General features: G+C 59.2%; 20 protein-coding genes. 12 read left to right on the top strand and 8 right to left on the bottom strand.

Annotation, left to right across the window (positions count from 1 at the left end):
• The first annotated feature begins 62 nt into the window (after positions 1–62).
• Positions 63–1,229, top strand: a complete 1,167-nt coding sequence (locus CKW21_RS05190) for a 1-acyl-sn-glycerol-3-phosphate acyltransferase (RefSeq protein WP_095192945.1) — start codon at positions 63–65, stop codon at positions 1,227–1,229.
• 68 nt (positions 1,230–1,297) lie between these two features.
• On the opposite strand, the gene CKW21_RS05185 is transcribed toward CKW21_RS05190, so the two are convergent.
• Complete coding sequence (locus CKW21_RS05185; RefSeq protein ID WP_095192944.1) at positions 1,298–1,576, bottom strand: hypothetical protein; 279 nt, start codon at positions 1,574–1,576, stop codon at positions 1,298–1,300.
• Positions 1,577–1,769: 193 nt separating this feature from the next.
• Here CKW21_RS05185 and CKW21_RS05180 point away from each other — a divergent pair, with 193 nt between their 5' ends.
• A complete protein-coding gene (locus tag CKW21_RS05180; RefSeq protein ID WP_095192943.1) occupies positions 1,770–1,976 on the top strand; it encodes a hypothetical protein in 207 nt (68 codons plus the stop codon).
• 186 nt (positions 1,977–2,162) lie between these two features.
• Here CKW21_RS05180 and CKW21_RS05175 read toward each other — a convergent pair whose 3' ends face one another.
• Positions 2,163–2,747, bottom strand: a complete 585-nt coding sequence (locus CKW21_RS05175; protein WP_095192942.1) for a YajG family lipoprotein — start codon at positions 2,745–2,747, stop codon at positions 2,163–2,165.
• Positions 2,748–2,952: 205 nt separating this feature from the next.
• Between CKW21_RS05175 and CKW21_RS05170 the strand changes: the two genes are divergently transcribed.
• Both CKW21_RS05170 and mqo read left to right on the top strand, forming a co-directional pair.
• Positions 2,953–3,186 (top strand): hypothetical protein, encoded by a 234-nt coding sequence (locus CKW21_RS05170; RefSeq protein ID WP_095192941.1) that lies wholly within the window; start codon positions 2,953–2,955, stop codon positions 3,184–3,186.
• A gap of 738 nt (positions 3,187–3,924) precedes the next feature.
• Entirely contained in the window at positions 3,925–5,433 is a 1,509-nt protein-coding gene (gene mqo / locus CKW21_RS05165) for a malate dehydrogenase (quinone) (RefSeq protein ID WP_095192940.1), read from the top strand.
• Positions 5,434–5,641: 208 nt separating this feature from the next.
• Here mqo and CKW21_RS05160 read toward each other — a convergent pair whose 3' ends face one another.
• The 3 genes from CKW21_RS05160 to CKW21_RS05150 form a co-directional block, all read right to left on the bottom strand.
• Positions 5,642–5,929 (bottom strand): PA4642 family protein, encoded by a 288-nt coding sequence (locus tag CKW21_RS05160; protein ID WP_095192939.1) that lies wholly within the window; start codon positions 5,927–5,929, stop codon positions 5,642–5,644.
• Positions 5,930–5,991: 62 nt separating this feature from the next.
• A complete protein-coding gene (locus CKW21_RS05155) occupies positions 5,992–6,477 on the bottom strand; it encodes a hypothetical protein (protein WP_095192938.1) in 486 nt (161 codons plus the stop codon).
• Positions 6,478–6,645: 168 nt separating this feature from the next.
• Complete coding sequence (locus CKW21_RS05150) at positions 6,646–7,203, bottom strand: hypoxanthine-guanine phosphoribosyltransferase (protein ID WP_095192937.1); 558 nt, start codon at positions 7,201–7,203, stop codon at positions 6,646–6,648.
• Positions 7,204–7,366: 163 nt separating this feature from the next.
• Between CKW21_RS05150 and upp the strand changes: the two genes are divergently transcribed.
• Together upp and CKW21_RS05140 are read left to right on the top strand one after the other, a co-directional pair.
• The gene (gene upp / locus CKW21_RS05145) at positions 7,367–8,005 is read left to right on the top strand and encodes a uracil phosphoribosyltransferase (RefSeq protein WP_008060213.1); all 639 of its coding nucleotides are present in this window, start codon (positions 7,367–7,369) and stop codon (positions 8,003–8,005) included.
• Between the two features lie 2 nt (positions 8,006–8,007).
• Positions 8,008–9,282, top strand: coding sequence for a uracil-xanthine permease family protein (locus CKW21_RS05140; protein WP_095192936.1), 1,275 nt, complete (start codon positions 8,008–8,010; stop codon positions 9,280–9,282).
• Positions 9,283–9,422: 140 nt separating this feature from the next.
• On the opposite strand, the gene hemH is transcribed toward CKW21_RS05140, so the two are convergent.
• Entirely contained in the window at positions 9,423–10,445 is a 1,023-nt protein-coding gene (hemH, locus tag CKW21_RS05135) for a ferrochelatase (protein WP_095192935.1), read from the bottom strand.
• A 13-nt stretch (positions 10,446–10,458) separates the two neighbouring features.
• Positions 10,459–11,361, bottom strand: coding sequence for a TIGR01777 family oxidoreductase (locus tag CKW21_RS05130; protein ID WP_095192934.1), 903 nt, complete (start codon positions 11,359–11,361; stop codon positions 10,459–10,461).
• A gap of 197 nt (positions 11,362–11,558) precedes the next feature.
• Between CKW21_RS05130 and CKW21_RS05125 the strand changes: the two genes are divergently transcribed.
• From CKW21_RS05125 to CKW21_RS05100, 6 genes are all read left to right on the top strand, one after another.
• Entirely contained in the window at positions 11,559–12,545 is a 987-nt protein-coding gene (locus CKW21_RS05125) for an NAD(P)/FAD-dependent oxidoreductase (protein ID WP_095192933.1), read from the top strand.
• A gap of 198 nt (positions 12,546–12,743) precedes the next feature.
• Positions 12,744–13,703, top strand: a complete 960-nt coding sequence (locus CKW21_RS05120) for a DUF523 and DUF1722 domain-containing protein (RefSeq protein WP_095192932.1) — start codon at positions 12,744–12,746, stop codon at positions 13,701–13,703.
• Positions 13,703–14,644 carry a MerR family transcriptional regulator gene (locus tag CKW21_RS05115; protein WP_095192931.1) on the top strand — a complete coding sequence of 314 codons (942 nt, stop codon included), beginning with the start codon at positions 13,703–13,705 and terminating at the stop codon, positions 14,642–14,644. Before CKW21_RS05120 ends, CKW21_RS05115 begins: the two co-directional genes overlap by 1 nt.
• Positions 14,645–14,655: 11 nt before the next feature.
• On the top strand, positions 14,656–16,101 hold the full coding sequence (phrB, locus tag CKW21_RS05110) for a deoxyribodipyrimidine photo-lyase (protein WP_095192930.1): 1,446 nt from the start codon (positions 14,656–14,658) through the stop codon (positions 16,099–16,101).
• Positions 16,102–16,143: 42 nt separating this feature from the next.
• Entirely contained in the window at positions 16,144–16,920 is a 777-nt protein-coding gene (locus CKW21_RS05105; protein WP_095192929.1) for an SDR family oxidoreductase, read from the top strand.
• Between the two features lie 106 nt (positions 16,921–17,026).
• Positions 17,027–17,332 carry a YkgJ family cysteine cluster protein gene (locus CKW21_RS05100; protein ID WP_095192928.1) on the top strand — a complete coding sequence of 102 codons (306 nt, stop codon included), beginning with the start codon at positions 17,027–17,029 and terminating at the stop codon, positions 17,330–17,332.
• 130 nt (positions 17,333–17,462) lie between these two features.
• On the opposite strand, the gene CKW21_RS05095 is transcribed toward CKW21_RS05100, so the two are convergent.
• Positions 17,463–17,981: an acyloxyacyl hydrolase gene (locus tag CKW21_RS05095; RefSeq protein ID WP_095192927.1), complete on the bottom strand. Its 519-nt coding sequence runs from the start codon at positions 17,979–17,981 to the stop codon at positions 17,463–17,465.
• Positions 17,982–18,063 lie beyond the last annotated feature (82 nt).

Here is an 18,063-nt window from a genome sequence, read left to right as displayed (position 1 = left end):
CCGTACCCCGCCGGTTTTCGATCAGAACCTTTACTTACCCTAGCCGTTTCTAACAAGAGAGCATGATGGGCGAATTCGATGCCATCCGACCTTACGACGACAGTGAAGTCCCAGCGGTGCTGGCACGACTGCTTGGCGACAAGGCGTTTCTAGATATCCTCACCCACTTCCGCTTCCCGCGTTTTGCCGGCGCTTTAGGCTGGGCACTCAAACCTCTTATAGCCCATCGTCTGCGCCGTGAGTTCGCCGGCATCACGTCGGTGGCTACTTTGCAGGACAAAGTCGAGTATTACGTCGACCACACCATCGAACGCGCCACGGATGGGGTGACCTACACCGGTGTCGAGCAGTTCAAGTCCGGCAGCGCCTACCTGTTCATCGCCAACCACCGCGACATCGTGATGGACCCGGCCTTCGTCAACTACGCCGTATACCACGCCGGCCTGCCGACCCCGCGCATCGCCATCGGCGACAACCTGCTGCAAAAGCCCTTCGTCAGCGACCTGATGCGCCTGAACAAGAGCTTTATCGTGCACCGTTCGATCACCGGACGCCGCGAGAAAATGGCGGCGTATCAGTTACTCTCGGCCTACATCAACCATTCGATCCGCAACGATTGCGCCTCGATCTGGATCGCCCAGGCCGAAGGCCGGGCCAAGGACGGCGACGACCGTACCGAGTCGGCGATTCTCAAAATGTTTCATATGAGCCGCAAGGACGAGCCGTTCGGCGAAGTCATCCGCTCGCTGAACCTGACCCCGGTCTCGATCAGCTACGAATACGACCCGTGCGACCAGGCCAAGGCCCGCGAACTCTACATCCGCGCCACCACTGGCACCTACACCAAGGCGCCAGGCGAGGACGACGTGAGCATCGCCAAGGGCATCACCGGCTACAAGGGCCGGGTCCACGTGAACTTTGCCGCGCCGATCACCGAGCTGTTCGAAGACACCAAGCAGTTGGCGGTCGAGATGGACAAGCAGATTCTGGGCGGTTATCGCCTGTTTCCGGTGCACTACCTGGCTTATGCCCAGTGGAAAGATGCCGACCCGCAATTACAGGTTCCCGGTGCCGCCGAACTGTTTGCCACCGACGAATTGACCAAGGCCCAGGAGCAGTGGCAGCAACGCCTGGACGCCTGCCCCGAGGAACATCGCCCGTTCCTGGTGTTGCAATATGCGACGCCGGTGCGCAATCAGTATCGGGTGAAGGCGGGGTTGCCGCTTTAACCCCGAATTCAACAACGGTGCCCTGTGGCGAGGGAGCTTGCTCCCTCGCCACAGGGATTGTGCAAGGTTCAGACGCGCGTGCTGATCCAGGATACAAGCAGTGCCAAGCCAAGGCAGGCGAAGCCGAAGCGGTAGAAAAACCGGTTCATGCGCAGGGTCGCCCAATCCAGCGTAGGTTCTTCGCTGGGACGTTTCTGGCGTTGAGCCTGCAGACTGGCCATCGCCCGTTGTTCGCGACGACGGGTGGCGTGCAGCAGCCAGCCGCCCGGAAAGGCAAAGAACAAGGCCAGCAGGTTGATCAATTTGGCGGGATGGGCGGTAAACAGCGTCATCAAATGCAGCGACATCACGAGCCTCAAGCAAATCAGGTGTGGCAGACGCCGAACGGACGACCGCGGCGCGGATTCTACCGAAAGCCTTCATACCTGCCCTCCCTTTCCGACAAAAAACGAAGCAATTGACCAAAGGCTGTCCGGCGTCACGGCTTCGTCATCTGAATAGGCCAGTCTGTGCCCCCTCGAAACCGACACGGACTGCGTCATGCTCCACGCCGAAAACCAGGATCGCCTTTACCTCATCAGTCACAGTGAAGAACAACAAACCCTCGTCGGCAGTCTCGCCTTCAACGTTCAAGACCGTCATTGGCTGGTGTATTGCGCACTGGGCGGCCATCAGCATGCGGATTTGCCGGAAGCGGATCTGCTGACGGGTGTGAGTGTGCTGGACTTTTACTCGCAGGCCGCCTGACCCATGCGCCCCTTTGTAGGAGCGAGCTTGCTCGCGATGGACTTGAGAACACCGCGTGGCATCAGATGCCCCGCGCAATCGTTAACGACCATCGCGAGCAAGCTCGCTCCTACAGTCGAGTGCCAGCAGATATGAAAAAGCCCGGGACCATCGCTGGCACCGGGCTTTTTTTTATCTTGCGAAAGGTTACTCGCCGAGAATCTGACCTACGGTCGGATCCTTGAACAGGCGGGTCAATGCGTCGCTCAACACGTCGCTGACCAGCTTGGTGTTGGTTTCCTGGTTCGGTGCCATGCCGAAGCGCTGGTCCAGAGATGCGCCGTAACGACCGCTGTAACGACGGTTGGCATTCTGCACATCGGAGCGGAATGTCGCGCCGATGGTGGCTTCGGTCACATACATGCCCTCTTTAGGCGACTGATACTTCAGCTCGGCCAGGGTCACGGTCAGTTGTGGAGCGTTCATCGCATTGGCCGTCGGGGTGAAACCCAACAGGCGCACGGCGGCTTCGGCCTGGGCCTGCAGCTTCGGCAGAATCTGCGCGCCCTGTACGGTAATCGCGCTGGTTTCCGGGTACAGACCACCACGGGTGCCCAGGGTTGGCGACGGACGACCGTCCACCACACGCACCACAACCGGCTGACCGCGTCCTACCGGTGCCAGTTGCGCCGTCAGCTTGGGTTCCGGGTTCAGTTGTTGCGGGCTGTGGGCGCAGCCGACCAGCGTCAAGCTGGTCACAGTGATCAAACCGAACAACAGGCGTTGCAACATGCTCTTCTCTCCAGAATCAGGCACAAACAGGCCGGCAGTATAGCGGTGCGCCACTGCGGCGAACTAGCGTCTCGCAACGATGACTGAAATATCTGACAAATCCTGTAGATCGGGGTTCGATGTCACAGATCGTTCACCCTCCTTTCACCTGCACGTCACGACTTGCTGACAACGTAAGCGGCAATTACCCACAAGGTCATTCGCCATGCGCCATCTCATCTCATTGTTCGCGCCACGCCCGCTGCATCGTTGCTTCGCCCTGCTCGACCGCAACGGCCATTGCCAGGCCTTCAAGCAATGCAGCCTCCAGCCCATGGGCGATGGCTGGGTCGAAATCGAGGAAATTCGCCTGAACTGGCTGCACCAGCCCCTGCCCGCCAGCGCCCGCGTCACCCAACATCAACCCCGCTCACGGGCGCAGCAACTGTTGAGCACCTGACCAGACGCCTAATAAAAGTCATTAAACACGACCAATTCCCCACGTTTCTTCGCTACAATCTCCCCCCGATTATAAGGACGTCTCCTGATCGGGCCTCGCAGCATCGTCAATGCCCTGGTATTGACACCCCGCACCGCCCACAGAGAGCCGCCCACACAGATCGAGTGAAGCTGGCGCGCTTGCTGTTTCTCAAGCAAAACCTCCACTTCTCGCGAATCTGCAGAGCTGTCATTACGCTCGGTCACTGAGCTGTTTGCCCGATTTGCCGCCTTGTATCTCCTGGCGGCATACCATCCGGGCACGGTGCCAAGCTGTGACAGCCCTTTTTGAGGTTCACGTCTTCAAAAGAGCGTGAAAAAAACGGGTTTTCACAACTTCACAAGAGTGTGGCGAGCAAATGAATAGTTTTGCGTCTGAACATGCACCATTAGCGTCTACAACAGCCCGACGACACAGGACCGAGTACACCTCGAATACCGGAGCCTGAAGCCTGTCCGCTACGGATTTGGTTGCACAAACGGATGTATCGACCATAAGTCGAATTGCCAGCTGCTCGTTGAAATGAGTTCATGGGACTCTGATTAGACCCGGCAGGCAGCGTCCGTCGAAGTTGCGAAAAATTGCGAAGATTCGGACATGGCGATCCTGCCATGAGTTCGAGGGGCATCACTGACTCGCCCCGGAACGCCTGGCAGCCATGCCGTCAATTTGGTGCTGCAGATTTTGGAGACGCGTTAAATGGCGCATAACGAAGCAGTCGACGTAGTACTGGTTGGGGCCGGCATCATGAGTGCCACCCTCGCGGTACTGCTCAAAGAGCTCGACCCTGCGATCAAGCTGGAAGTCGTCGAGCTGATGGATTCCGGTGCCGCCGAGAGTTCCAACCCATGGAACAACGCCGGTACCGGTCACGCCGGCCTGTGCGAGCTGAACTACACGCCGCAGGCTGCCGATGGCACCGTCGACATCAAGAAAGCCGTGCACATCAACACCCAGTTCGAGGTGTCGAAGCAGTTCTGGTCGTACCTGACCAAAAAAGGCACCTTCGGTTCGTGCAAGTCCTTCATCAGCCCGGTGCCGCACCTGAGCTTCGTCCAAGGCGACAGCGGTGTGTCCTTCCTCAAGGAACGCTTCAAGGTGCTAAGCAAGCACCACGCCTTCGCGGACATGGAATACACCGAAGACAAGGCAAAGATGGCCGAGTGGATGCCATTGATGATGCCGGGGCGTGACGCTGGCGAAACCCTCGCCGCCACCCGCGTGATCAATGGCACCGACGTCAACTTCGGCGCCCTGACCAACCAGTTGCTCAAGCACCTGACCAGCGCTCCCGATGCCCAGGTCAAGTACTGCAAGCGCGTCACCGGCCTGAAGCGCAACAAGGGCGGCTGGACCGTCAGCATCAAGGACGTGAACAGCGGCAACACCCGTGACGTCGACGCCAAGTTCGTCTTCCTCGGCGCTGGCGGCGCGGCATTGCCGCTGCTGCAGGCTTCGGGCATCGAAGAGAGCAAAGGCTTCGGCGGTTTCCCGATCAGCGGCCAATGGCTGCGTTGCGACAACCCGGAAGTGGTCAAGCACCACCAGGCCAAGGTGTACAGCCAGGCTGCAGTGGGTTCGCCACCGATGTCCGTGCCGCACCTGGACACCCGCGTCGTCGACGGCAAGAAATCCCTGCTGTTCGGACCTTACGCCGGTTTCACCACCAAGTTCCTCAAGCACGGCTCCTTCATGGACCTGCCGATGTCGGTTCGCGCCGGCAACATCGGCCCGATGCTGGCCGTGGCGAAAAACAACATGGACCTGACCAAATACCTGGTCAGCGAAGTGATGCAATCGATGGAACAGCGCCTGGAATCCCTGCGTCGTTTCTACCCGGAAGCGAAAGCCGAAGACTGGCGCCTGGAAGTGGCCGGCCAGCGGGTGCAGATCATCAAGAAAGACCCGAAAAAAGGCGGCGTCCTGCAGTTCGGTACCGAACTGGTCGCGGCCAAGGACGGCTCACTGGCTGCCCTGCTCGGTGCTTCGCCAGGTGCCTCGGTGACCGTTTCGATCATGCTGGAACTGATCGAAAAATGCTTCCCGGGCAAAGCCAAAGGCGAATGGGCTGCCAAACTGGCGGAAATCTTCCCCGCCCGCGAGAAAGTCCTGGAAACCGACGCTGCGCTGTATCGCAAGATCAACACGCAGAATAACGTCGCCCTGGAACTGGTTGAAGCCAGCAGCGAAACCGAAAGCTACGCTTGATCCAGCCCCAATAAAAACGCCCCGCTCTCAATGAGAGCGGGGCGTTTTTTATTGGCCGGAGATTAGCATTGCTTGAACACCGACCTCTGTGGCGAGGGAGCTTGCTCCCGTTGGACTGCGAAGCGGTCCCAAAAATCTTGTGAGCGCTGCGCACTCAAGCGGGAGCAAGCTCCCTCGCCACAGGTATGGTTATGCTCTCAAGAATGGATCAGCCGCGAGCCTTTTCGATCAGCTCGATGTAATCCGGTGCATTGCGCTGATCCTTGATCAGGGCAACGAAGTCATTGCCGTGCTCATCCTTGCCGTCCAGATCGTAGCCCGCCTCGACGAAGAACGTCAGGAAACGCTCGAAATCATCGATACGCAGACCACGGTAGGCCTTGATCAGTTTGTGCAACGAAGGCGAAGTGGCGTCGACCGGTTCGAAATCGAGGAACAACTTGATCTGCTCATCACCGATCTCGTCACCAATCACTTGTTTCTTATCTTTACGCATTGCCGACTCCAGCTCGCAGACATTTCACGGGCGGGCAGTTTACCCCTGCGCAGGCCCGGCACTCAACGCGGACGAATGCTGCCGGTGTGCAGATCGGCCCAGACATGGCCGTTGGCGTAACTGAGGAACTGGCAATACACCGTGTCATTGCGCAACAAGTCGATGACCACCCGGTACTGCGCCAATGGGTAAAAAAGCGTCAGGGTTTTGCTCTGCTCGTCGTAGACCGGCTTTTTCAGGCTTTTGCTTTCGCCATCGAAGTTGACCAGCACCTGAGTGATGGTTGCGCCCTTGTTCAAGGATTTACCCTTGAGGCGGATCAACAGCGGCGAAGTGACCGGGATCGGCTGCTGATTGGATTGACGCTGACTGCCGACCACCACCGAATACTCGGTGACCTGCAACAGTTGTTGCTGCTCGGGTTGCGCGTCACGCAGGGTCAAGTCATCCGGCGGCAGGAACTGGGCGTGCATCGGCGCCGGAGCGGCGGCCAGGGGCAGGCTGAGGGTCAGCAACAGGGCGGCGCAGCAGCGGATCAACAGGCTCATGACAGACTCCGGAAACGGGGCCGAGCACTCTAGCATGGCTATCCGAAAGCACATGAAACCATTGTGGGAGCGAGCCTGCTCGCGAATGCGGTGTGCCAGCCCCATTAATCTGACTGACACGACGCCTTCGCGAGCAGGCTCGCTCCCACAGGGACTTGCGGCGGGGGGTTACATGCCTTTAACGGCAAAAATCCCGTTGGCGTTGCGCCAGTAGCCTTTGTAATCCATGCCGTAACCGAAGATGTAACGGTCGATGCACGGCAGACCGACGAAATCGGCCTTCAGGTCAGGACGAGCCTTGCGGTCATGATCTTTATCGATCAGCACGGCGGTATGCACTTTGCGCGCGCCGGCGTGTTTGCAGAAGTCGATGATCGCGCCCAGGGTGTGACCTTCGTCGAGGATGTCGTCGATGATCAGCACGTCACGGTCAATGAACGACACTTCCGGCTTGGCTTTCCAGAACAGCTCGCCGCCGCTGGTTTCGTTGCGATAGCGGGTGGCGTGCAGGTAGGACGCTTCCAGCGGGAAGTGCAGATGGGTCAGCAGTTTGCCGGAGAAAATCAGCCCGCCGTTCATCACACAGAACACCACCGGGTTGCTGTCCGCCAGTTGATCGTTGATTTGTGCACCGACGCGGGCGATGGCTGCCTCGACTTCAGCTTCGGTGTACAGGCAGTCAGCCTCTCGCATGATTTGACGGATATGCTCGAGATCAGCGGACATGGCGCTCTCCAGGGATGGCGGTTTCGGAAAAGCCGGCAAAGGTACGCATCAAGCGAGGCCAGATCAAGCGATTGTGGACTAACGTACTCTATGTCTATAGGACATCACCCTCGGATAGATTAATCTAGGCCGGTTTTTTTGCCCGCCGCCGGAGCCTTTCCCCATGCCCATCCTCGAGATCCGCCATCCGCTGATCCGTCACAAACTTGGCCTAATGCGCCGCGCAGACATCAGCACCAAGAATTTCCGTGAGCTCGCTCAGGAAGTCGGCGCCCTGCTGACCTATGAAGCCACCAAAGACCTGCCACTGGAAACCTACGATATCGAGGGTTGGTGCGGCACGGTGTCGGTCGAAAAAATCGCCGGCAAGAAGATTACCGTGGTGCCGATCCTGCGTGCCGGTATCGGCATGCTCGAAGGCGTGCTCAGCCTGATCCCCGGCGCCAAAGTCAGCGCCGTGGGCGTGGCCCGCAACGAGGAAACCCTCGAAGCCCACACCTATCTTGAGAAACTGGTACCGGAAATCGACGAGCGCCTGGCAATGATCATCGACCCGATGCTCGCCACCGGCGGTTCGATGGTCGCCACCATTGACCTGTTGAAGAAAGCCGGCTGCAAGGACATCCGCGCCATGGTGCTGGTCGCCGCGCCGGAAGGTATTGCCGTGGTCGAGAAGGCCCACCCGGACGTAATCATCTACACCGCTTCCATCGACCAGAAGCTCAACGAACACGGTTACATCATCCCGGGCCTGGGCGATGCTGGCGACAAGATCTTCGGCACCAAGCAGAAGGACGCGTGAGCATGCAGCAAGAGTTCAACGATCCGCTCTGGCGCACGGTGTTGTCTGGCGCCCAGATGCTGTTCGTGGCCTTCGGCGCCCTGGTGTTGATGCCGCTGATCACGGGGCTCGACCCGAACGTGGCATTATTCACCGCGGGCTTGGGGACAATCCTGTTCCAGGTCGTCACCGGGCGTCAGGTGCCGGTGTTCCTGGCGTCGAGCTTCGCGTTCATCACCCCGATCATTCTCGCCAAGGGCCAGTTCGGCCTGGCCGCGACCATGGGCGGCGTGATGGCGGCCGGTTTCGTCTACACCTTCCTCGGCCTTGCCGTGAAGATCAAAGGCACCGGCTTCATCGACCGCCTGCTGCCACCGGTGGTGATCGGTCCGGTGATCATCTCCATTGGCCTGGCGATGGCGCCGATTGCCGCCAACATGGCAATGGGCAAGGCGGGTGACGGTTCCGAGCTGATTCATTACCAGACGGCGATGCTGATCTCGATGCCGGCCTTGCTGACCACCCTGATCGTCGCAGTGTTCGGCAAAGGCATTTTCCGCCTGGTGCCGATCATCTCCGGCGTGCTGGTGGGTTTTGGCATGTCGTTCTACTTCGGCGTGGTCGACACCGCCAAGATTGCCGCTGCACCGTGGTTCGCCCTGCCGAACTTCACAGCACCGGAATTCAACTGGCAAGCGATCCTGTTCATCGTTCCGGTAGCCCTGGCTCCGGCCATCGAGCATATCGGCGGCGTGATTGCCGTGGGTAGCGTGACCGGACGCGATTACCTGAAAAAACCGGGTCTGCACCGCACCTTGCTGGGCGACGGCATTGCCACCACCGCAGCCGGCCTGTTCGGCGGTCCGCCCAACACCACCTATGCCGAAGTTACCGGCGCGGTGATGCTGACCAAGAACTACAACCCGAAAATCATGACTTGGGCGGCGATTTTCGCCATCTGCCTGGCGTTCATCGGCAAATTCGGTGCGCTGCTGCAAAGCATTCCGGTACCGGTGATGGGCGGGATTCTCTGCCTATTGTTCGGTTCGATTGCTGCGGTGGGGATGAATACGCTGATTCGCCACAAGATCGATCTGGGCGAAGCGCGCAATCTGGTGATTGTGTCGGTGACCCTGGTGTTCGGGATTGGCGGCGTACTGGTCGGCACCGGCACCGGTCCCGACGACTTCGGCCTTAAAGGCATCGCGCTGTGCGCGGTGGTGGCCATTGCGCTGAACCTGATCCTGCCGGGCAATGACAGCTGGAAACACAAGAAGGCGGATGAGCCGCTGATCTAACAGTCGGCCCGATACCCTGTGGCGAGGGAGCTTGCTCCCGCTTGAGTGCGCAGCACTCACAAAATCTGCATCGACCGTGAGGATTTTGGGGCTGCTTCGCAACCCAACGGGAGCAAGCTCCCTCGCCACAATTTGTGTTTCTACAATGCCAACGGCGCTCGCTCACACAGCGTATTCAAGGCCTTCGCCCACTGCGGATCATCGTTGAGGCACGGCACCAGCACCAACTCCTCCCCTCCCGCTTCGCGGAACTGTTCCAGCCCGCGATCACCGATCTCTTCCAGCGTCTCGATGCAATCGGCAACGAATGCCGGGCACATCACCAGCACCTTCTTCACGCCACTTTTGGCCAATTCATCGAGGCGTGCTTCGGTGTAGGGTTCGATCCACTTGGCGCGGCCCAGACGCGACTGGAACGACACCGACCACTTGCCGTCCGGCAAGCCCATGCGCTTGGCAAACTCCTTGGCGGTGCGCAGGCACTGGCCGCGATAACAGGTGGCGACCACCTCCGGCGGCGCACCGGCGCAGCAATCACCGCCGCCTTCGAAGCTGTGGCCCGGGTTGAGTTTTTTCAGGTGTCGCTCCGGCAGACCGTGGAAGCTCAGCAACAAATGATCGTAATCCTGTTGCAGATGCGGTTTGGCCGTGGCCACCAGCGCATCGAGATATTCCGGTTGATCGTAGAACGGCTGGAGCACCGACAGCTGCACATCGAGTTTCTTTTCGCGCACTACCCGCTTGGCCTCCTCGATCACCGTCGTGGTGGTGCTGTCGGCGAATTGTGGATAAAGCGGCGCCAGGGTGATCTTTTTGTGGCCCTGGGCTGACAGGCGCTGCAGCGTCGATTCAATGGACGGTTCGCCGTAACGCATCGCCAGTTCCACCGGACCGTGATGCCATTGGGCAGTCATGGCCTGTTGCAGACGGCGACTGAGCACCACCAGTGGCGAGCCCTCCTCCCACCAGATCGAGGCGTAGGCATGGGCCGACTGCTCGGGACGCTTGATCAGAATCAACGACACCAACAGACGTCGTACCGGCCATGGCAGGTCAATCACGTACGGGTCCATCAGAAACTGATTGAGGTAGCTGCGCACATCCGCCACCGAGGTGGAGGCAGGTGAGCCCAGGTTGACCAGAAGCAACGCGTGATCGGTCATGCAACGTCCTATTTCAGAGGCGGCTGGACAGATCGTCCAGGGCCGCGCGCAAATCAGTGAACTGGAAAGTGAAACCCGCTTTGAGCAAGCGCGCCGGCGTGGCCCGCTGGCCACCCAGCAACAATAACGACAATTCGCCCAGCCCGACCTTCAACACAAGGGCCGGCATCGGCATGAACGAGGGGCGGTGCAACACGCTGCCCAGGGTTTTGGCGAACTCGCGATTGCGCACCGGCTTCGGTGCGCAGGCATTATATGGACCGCTGGCTTCATTGCGATGCAGAAGAAAATCAATCAGGGCGATTTGATCGTTGATATGGATCCACGGCATCCATTGCCGACCATTGCCGATCGGCCCGCCCAACCCCAGTTTGAACGGCAGTAACAGCCGCGACAAAAAGCCGCCGTCGGCGGACAACACCAACCCGGTGCGGATGAGCACCACGCGGATACCCAAGGCTTCGGCGCGCTGGGCTGTCTCCTCCCAAGCGATGCACAGCTGGCTGGCAAAATCGTCGATAACCGGTGGCGAGTCCTCGGTCAACTCACGCTCACCGCCGTCGCCGTACCAGCCGACAGCGGAACCGGAAATCAATACCTGCGGTTTCTGCTCACGAGTTTCGAGCCAGGCCAGCAATTTTTCCGTCAGGGTGATGCGGCTGCTCCAGAGCAGCGCCTTGCGTTTGGTCGTCCAGGGGCGGTCGGCGATCGGCGCACCGGCGAGATTGATAATGGCGTCGACAGGCTCCTGCCCCACGTCCTCGAGTCGAGCGACACCACGCACTTGAGCACCACAGACTTTAGCTACCTTTGCAGGCGTCCGGCTCCAGACCGTCAGACGATGGCCTTGGCTCAACCAGTGACGGCAGAGCTGACGTCCTATCAAACCAGTACCGCCGGTCAGCAATATGTGCATGACTTCTTCCTCGCGTGGCGTTTTACCCTGATCACTAGTCTATTTTTATAAGCAAGGGATCTTTGATATCGGGCAGACTCTGTGTTTAACAATAGGCCAAGCTGTCGGAACGAGAACGCTAAAAGTTATACCGAAAAACATCATTGTACAGGTTTAAACCCCGGCGTAGTCTGTACAGAAAGGTAAACGAGGCCCTTATGACTGTACCTATCGCAATCATCGGCACCGGCATTGCCGGACTCTCAGCCGCACAAGCCCTGACAGACGCAGGGCATGTCGTGCAACTTTTCGATAAAAGCCGCGGCAGTGGCGGACGCATGTCGAGCAAGCGCAGCGATGCGGGTGCTCTGGATATGGGCGCGCAATATTTCACTGCCCGGGATCGCCGCTTCGTCACCGAAGTCCAGCGCTGGCAAGCCAACGGCTGGGTCGCTGAGTGGACACCGCAGCTGTACACCTACCATGGCGGCCAACTGAACCTGTCGCCGGACGAACAGACGCGCTGGGTGGGTACCCCACACATGAGCGCCATCACCCGCGCCTTGATCGGCGATCTTGAAGTGCATTTCGCCTGCCGGATCACCGAGGTCTATCGTGGTGAAGAACACTGGCATCTGCAGGATGCCGAAGGCTTTACCCACGGCCCGTTCAGCCACGTGGTGATCGCCACGCCGGCGCCGCAGGCAACGGCGTTGCTGGCTTCCGCGCCGAAGCTGGCCGGCGCTGCCGCGGGGGTAAAAATGGACCCTACCTGGGCCGTCGCACTGGCGTTCGAAACTCCGCTGGATACGCCCATGGAAGGCTGCTTCGTGCAAGACAGCCCACTGGACTGGCTGGCGCGCAACCGCAGCAAACCGGGGCGCGACAACACCCTCGACACCTGGGTGCTGCATGCCACCAGCGCCTGGAGCCGCCAGCACATCGATCTGCCAAAAGAAGCGGTGATCGAGCAGTTGCACGGTGCGTTTGCCGAATTGCTGCACGACGCCATGCCGGCGCCATCCTTCAGCCTTGCCCACCGCTGGCTCTACGCCCGCCCGGCCAGCAGCCATGAATGGGGCACCCTGGCCGATGCCGACCTGGGCCTGTACGCCTGTGGCGACTGGTGCCTGTCAGGACGTGTCGAAGGGGCTTGGCTCAGTGGCCAGGAAGCCGCTCGCCGTCTGCACGCGCATCTGCAGTGAATCCCGCGTCATTTGCTGCTGTCGACATGGACAGCAGCCCGCCCCTTAAACAACGAATACAGTGATGCCGGGTGATTGCGTTCACTACACCCCGAAAAAACCTATACAAAAAAATTGACTTGTACACCTTTGAATCTAAGATGAACTCATGCCGTACAGATTTTGTTTCGGTACAGGTTCTGATTCCGAGGTGCTTCAATGCTCGTTCCCGCCGCGAAACCGAAAATCGCCGTCAGCGCCTGCCTGATGGGCGCCGAGGTGCGCTACAACGGCGGGCACAAGGCATCGCGACTGTGCAGCCGCATCCTCACCGATTACTTTGATTTCGTGCCGGTCTGCCCGGAAGTCGCCATTGGCCTGGGCATTCCTCGCGAGCCGATCCGGTTGGTGGGTGATCCGAATCAGCCCGAAGCCGTCGGCACGGTCGATCGCCAACTGAACGTTACCCGACTACTGGCCGAGTACGGTCAACAGATGGCGGCGGAACTGGGCGATATCTGCGGCTATATCTTCATGCAGAGGTCCCCCTCCTGTGGCATGGAACGGGTCAAGGTCTATCATGCCAACGGCGCACCGCAGGATAGCGGCGGCCAGGGTATCTATGCGCGGGCGTTCTGCGCCTTGCATCCTGACCTGCCGGTGGAAGAAGACGGTCGGCTCAACGATCCGGTACTGCGAGAAAACTTCCTTACCCGCGTATTCGCCTACAGCGCCTGGCAGCACCTGCTGAAAGAAGGCCTGAGCCGTCGCGGCCTGACGGACTTTCATTCGCGCTACAAATATTTGCTGATGGCCCACAACCCGGTGCAATACAAAATCCTGGGCAATCTGTTGGGCAATATGGGACACACCGATCCGCGAGAGCTTGGCCCACGCTACTTCAGTGAGCTGATGGCCGCGCTGAAAAAATGCGCCACGCGCCGCACCCACACTAATGTCTTGCAGCATCTGAGCGGCTATCTCAAACAGGCGATCAGCGCCGAGGACAAGCAGGAAGTGCAGCACGTCATCGGCCAGTATCGCCACGGCATCGTGCCTTTGGTGGTGCCATTGACGCTGCTCAAGCATCACTTTCGTCAACACCCCGATCCTTACATTGCGCAACAGGTTTACCTGCAACCGCACCCGGAAAACCTCAGTTTGCGAAACACCATCTGATGAAAGCCCCCCTCGACAGCAGCGCCAGCGAAGACCACGGCATGGACTTCAAGAAAGCCCTCGACGAAGGCTGGCTGCCGATTCGTGAAGTGGCCCGGCAGACCGGGGTCAACGCCATCACCTTACGTGCCTGGGAGCGGCGGTATGGCCTGATCGTGCCGCAACGCACGCCCAAAGGGCATCGACTGTTCTCCACCGAGCATGTGCAGCGCATCCTGATGATCCTCACCTGGCTCAACCGCGGTGTCGCTGTCAGCCAGGTCAAGCAATTGCTCGAAACCCCACAAGCCTTCAGCGAACCCGTGGAAAACGATTGGCACCTGCTGCGCCAGACCTTGCTGAACGCGGTTACGCAATTGAAAGAGCGTACGCTGGACGACACCGTCAATCAGGCCATGGCGTTGTACCCGCCGCGCACCTTGTGCGAGCAACTGCTGATGCCTTTACTGGCGGAACTGGAGCAGCGCTGGCAGGGCCAGTTCGGCGCCCAGATGGAGCGCGTGTTTTTTTATTCCTGGTTACGCAGCAAATTCGGCGCGCGCATCTACCATAACAACCGTCAGCTAAACGCCGCCCCACTGCTGCTGATCAATCACTCGGATTTGCCACTGGAACCTCATCTGTGGCTCACCGCATGGTTGATCAGTAGCACCGATTGCCCGGTGGAGGTGTTCGACTGGCCGCTGCCTGTCGGCGAACTTTCGCTGGCGGTCGACCGTCTGCAAGCCCGAGGCGTACTGCTGTATTCCAGCAAAGCCATAAACCTTTCGCGGCTGACGAAACTTTTGAATGGCGTCAGTTGCCCAAAAATGATCGCCGGACCAACGGTGTGCATTCACCATACCGAGTTGTCCGTCAGAACTTTCGTAATCGCTGATCTGTACCTGGCCGAAGATCCGTTGTTGGCACACCAGGCACTCGTTCAGCGTGGGCTGATTTAATGGACACCTCCATGCAATTGATCTGGCTGCGCAGCGATTTGCGCATACACGACAACACCGCCCTCGCCACCGCTGCGGCGGTGGGGCCGAGTGTGGCGGTATATCTGCTGAGTCCGGAACAATGGCTGGCACACGACGATGCACCGTGCAAAGTGGACTTCTGGCTGCGCAACCTGGGTGAAATGAAACAGGCACTGGGCGAACTGAACATCCCCCTGCTGATCCGCAACGCTCCGCGCTGGAATGACGCGCCGCAGGTGTTGCTGGATATTTGCCAACGGCTGAACATCGGTGCCGTGCACCTCAATGAGGAATACGGCATTCATGAAACCCGCCGGGATGCGGCGGTAGCCGAGACGCTGAAATCCCAAGGCATCGATGTTCACAGCTATCTCGATCAGTTGCTGTTCAAGCCTGGCAGCGTATTGACCAAAACCGGGACCTACTTCCAGGTCTTCAGTCAGTTCCGCAAGGTCTGCTACGAACGCCTGCACCGGTCGCTGCCCCGCCTGGTCAGCGCTCCCATGGCGCAAACGCCGCTGAACATTGCCAGCGATGAGATTCCAACCCGCATCCCAGGGTTCACCCCACCCACCGAGCGCTTGCGTGCATTGTGGCCAGCCGGCGAAGCCGAGGCCCGACGCCGCCTCGACAGCTTCACCGATGCCCAGATCGACTACTACCAAAGCGAACGGGACTTCCCGGCGAAACCCGGTACCAGCCAACTGTCAGCCTATCTCGCCGCCGGGGTGATATCCCCGCGTCAATGCCTGCACGCTGCGCTGCAAAGCAATCAAGGCGAATTCGAAAGCGGCAAGGTCGGTGCCGTGACCTGGATCAATGAACTGCTGTGGCGCGAGTTCTATAAACACATATTGGTGGGTTACCCGAGGGTTTCGCGCCACCGTGCTTTCCGTCCGGAAACCGAGGCCCTGGCCTGGCGCGATGCACCGGAAGAACTCGTGGCCTGGCAACAGGCCCGCACAGGCTTGCCGATCATCGACGCGGCCATGCGACAGCTGTTGGAGACCGGCTGGATGCACAACCGCCTGCGCATGGTGGTAGCGATGTTCCTGACCAAAAACCTGTTGATCGATTGGCGCGAAGGCGAACGCTTTTTCATGCGTCACCTGATCGATGGTGATCTGGCTGCGAATAATGGCGGCTGGCAATGGAGCTCGTCGACCGGCACCGACTCGGCGCCCTACTTCCGGATTTTCAATCCGTTGAGCCAGTCGGAAAAATTCGACGCCGAAGGTGTATTCATCAAGCACTGGTTGCCGGAATTGGCAGGCTTGAACAAAAAGGAAGTGCACAACCCGGCGAGCCTCGTCGGACTGTTCGGGGTCGCGGATTATCCACCCCCGATTGTCGACTTGCACGCGTCCCGCACACGGGCCCTCGCTGCGTTCAAAAATCTGCCACAACGACAAGGCACAGGAGGCTACCATGAGTAGTTGGCTGGGCCGGACGATTTTCTGGCCAAAAAGGAGATGGGGATGAGTCTTACGCCGCCACGACGATATTGGCTGACCGGCGCCAGCAGCGGCATTGGCGCGGCGTTGGCCGAAGAAATACTGAAATCCGGTGCTCACCTGGCAGTCAGCTCACGTTCGGTAGCGCCGTTGAAAGTCTTGTCCCAGCGATATCCGGGCCAGGTACTGGTGCTGGCCGGCGACCTGACCAACAGTCAGACCGTGCGTGAAATCGGCGAGCAGATCGCTGAACAGTGGGGCTCGCTGGACACGGTGATCCTCAATGCTGGCACCTGTGAATATGTGGATGCCAAGCAGTTCGATGCCTCGATCGTCGAGCACGTGGTGCGGACCAATCTGCTCGCCAGCAGCTATTGCATCGAAGCTGCCTCGCCGTTATTGCGGGCCGGCATCGCCCCGCACTTGGTCGGCATGGCCAGTTCGGTAACCTATCTGCCGCTGCCCAGGGCTGAATCCTACGGCGCTTCGAAGGCGGGGATGCGAACGCTGTTTGAGTCCCAGCGCATTGCGCTGGCACCTGAGGGCATCGAAGTTACCGTGATCGGCCCCGGGTTTGTGGATACTCCGCTGAAAGTCAGACACGATCTCCCCATGCCATTGAGTTGGCCGGCGGATAAGGCCGCAAAGCACATTTTCGCCAAACTCAAGGATCGCCCGCTGGAAATCGCCTTCCCGGGATTGTTCATGGCAGCCCTCTGGCCTCTCTCGCCGATGCCCGAGCAGGTGAAGTTGGCCATCGGCAAGCGCATGGTGCGCAGCAGTCCGCCGATCAAGGACTAGACGCGCAGGTTGCCATTCCAGGCCGCACGACAAACCCTGTCGTCTGCGGCCGAGCGTCCGTCCGAGCTTTCACACAGTACCGGCCGACTGCCTTACACTGCGCGCCATGAATACCATTCCCCACCTTCAAATTGCCGAGCCGGCCGTGACGTGTTCGAGTTGTGCAGCTTGCTGCTGCCAGCTTGAAGTCATGTTGATCACCGACACAGGCGTGCCCGAGCGTTATATCGATACCGATGACTGGGGCGGGGAAGTCATGTTGCGCCTGGATGATGGCTGGTGCGCCGCGCTCGATCGCGACACGATGATGTGCACCATCTACGAAAAACGCCCGCTGATTTGCCGGGAATTCGAGATGGGCGCACCGGAATGCATTGATGAGCGACAGGGTATTTCGACGGCTTACCGCTAATTTCAAACTTCACCGAAGCCACATGTGGGAGCGAGCCTGCTCGCGAAAGCGGAGTGTCAGTCAACTCACATGTTGAATGTTAAACCGTTTTCGCGAGCAGGCTCGCTCCCACATTTGACTGTTTCACTGGCTACAACGGCATCGTGTAATGCAACGCGTAGCTTTCTATACCATTGTTCGGGCTGCTGATACCGGCATTGGAGTAATGCGTCGCACGAATGCCGACTTCATGACCACCGGTAAAACGCAGCCCCACTCCGAAGCGGTCTTCGAACTGAAAGGAACTGCCGAGATTGTTGTTTTCGATTTCAGTGTCGGAGAAAAACGCCACACCAACCCCCAGTTCGACGTATGGCTTGACGTTCTGGCCGGCAAACTCATAGACAAACACGGGAGAGAACGACAGGCTGTTGTTGCCGGAGGTTTTGTCACCTTCCCAGTAGGTGTAGGCACCGCTCCAGTAACCGGTCAGTCGACCCACGTCGCTCTGCCACCAGCTCTTGTCCCAATCGAATTGCATGCCCAGACGATAAGTCATGGTCGATTCGCCGGTCTGGCCAATCCCGAACTCCACGCCTGCCGCTTGTGCGGTAAAACTGTGCCCCATCAGTGCGGCCGCAATCGCGGCCAAGCAGAATAGTCGCTTCATAGAAACTTCCTTTTCCGAACGATTTCGTTTGGTTTTTTTGTTGCTCGACGCACACAGCTATAGAAGTCGGCGATTTATCAGA

It is taken from the genome of Pseudomonas sp. Irchel 3A7 (assembly GCF_900187565.1).
In the GTDB taxonomy this organism is placed as follows: Bacteria; Pseudomonadota; Gammaproteobacteria; order Pseudomonadales; family Pseudomonadaceae; genus Aquipseudomonas.
Note: the sequence above shows the minus strand (reverse complement) of the source record. Positions and strands in the feature narration are given on the sequence as shown.

Coding starts and splice junctions, on each gene's coding strand:
- CKW21_RS05190 (WP_095192945.1), top strand. CDS start 63: ATGATGGGCGAATTCGATGCCATCCGACCTTACGACGACAGTGAAGTC.
- CKW21_RS05185 (WP_095192944.1), bottom strand. CDS start 1,576: ATGTCGCTGCATTTGATGACGCTGTTTACCGCCCATCCCGCCAAATTG.
- CKW21_RS05180 (WP_095192943.1), top strand. CDS start 1,770: ATGCTCCACGCCGAAAACCAGGATCGCCTTTACCTCATCAGTCACAGT.
- CKW21_RS05175 (WP_095192942.1), bottom strand. CDS start 2,747: ATGTTGCAACGCCTGTTGTTCGGTTTGATCACTGTGACCAGCTTGACG.
- CKW21_RS05170 (WP_095192941.1), top strand. CDS start 2,953: ATGCGCCATCTCATCTCATTGTTCGCGCCACGCCCGCTGCATCGTTGC.
- mqo (WP_095192940.1), top strand. CDS start 3,925: ATGGCGCATAACGAAGCAGTCGACGTAGTACTGGTTGGGGCCGGCATC.
- CKW21_RS05160 (WP_095192939.1), bottom strand. CDS start 5,929: ATGCGTAAAGATAAGAAACAAGTGATTGGTGACGAGATCGGTGATGAG.
- CKW21_RS05155 (WP_095192938.1), bottom strand. CDS start 6,477: ATGAGCCTGTTGATCCGCTGCTGCGCCGCCCTGTTGCTGACCCTCAGC.
- CKW21_RS05150 (WP_095192937.1), bottom strand. CDS start 7,203: ATGTCCGCTGATCTCGAGCATATCCGTCAAATCATGCGAGAGGCTGAC.
- upp (WP_008060213.1), top strand. CDS start 7,367: ATGCCCATCCTCGAGATCCGCCATCCGCTGATCCGTCACAAACTTGGC.
- CKW21_RS05140 (WP_095192936.1), top strand. CDS start 8,008: ATGCAGCAAGAGTTCAACGATCCGCTCTGGCGCACGGTGTTGTCTGGC.
- hemH (WP_095192935.1), bottom strand. CDS start 10,445: ATGACCGATCACGCGTTGCTTCTGGTCAACCTGGGCTCACCTGCCTCC.
- CKW21_RS05130 (WP_095192934.1), bottom strand. CDS start 11,361: ATGCACATATTGCTGACCGGCGGTACTGGTTTGATAGGACGTCAGCTC.
- CKW21_RS05125 (WP_095192933.1), top strand. CDS start 11,559: ATGACTGTACCTATCGCAATCATCGGCACCGGCATTGCCGGACTCTCA.
- CKW21_RS05120 (WP_095192932.1), top strand. CDS start 12,744: ATGCTCGTTCCCGCCGCGAAACCGAAAATCGCCGTCAGCGCCTGCCTG.
- CKW21_RS05115 (WP_095192931.1), top strand. CDS start 13,703: ATGAAAGCCCCCCTCGACAGCAGCGCCAGCGAAGACCACGGCATGGAC.
- phrB (WP_095192930.1), top strand. CDS start 14,656: ATGCAATTGATCTGGCTGCGCAGCGATTTGCGCATACACGACAACACC.
- CKW21_RS05105 (WP_095192929.1), top strand. CDS start 16,144: ATGAGTCTTACGCCGCCACGACGATATTGGCTGACCGGCGCCAGCAGC.
- CKW21_RS05100 (WP_095192928.1), top strand. CDS start 17,027: ATGAATACCATTCCCCACCTTCAAATTGCCGAGCCGGCCGTGACGTGT.
- CKW21_RS05095 (WP_095192927.1), bottom strand. CDS start 17,981: ATGAAGCGACTATTCTGCTTGGCCGCGATTGCGGCCGCACTGATGGGG.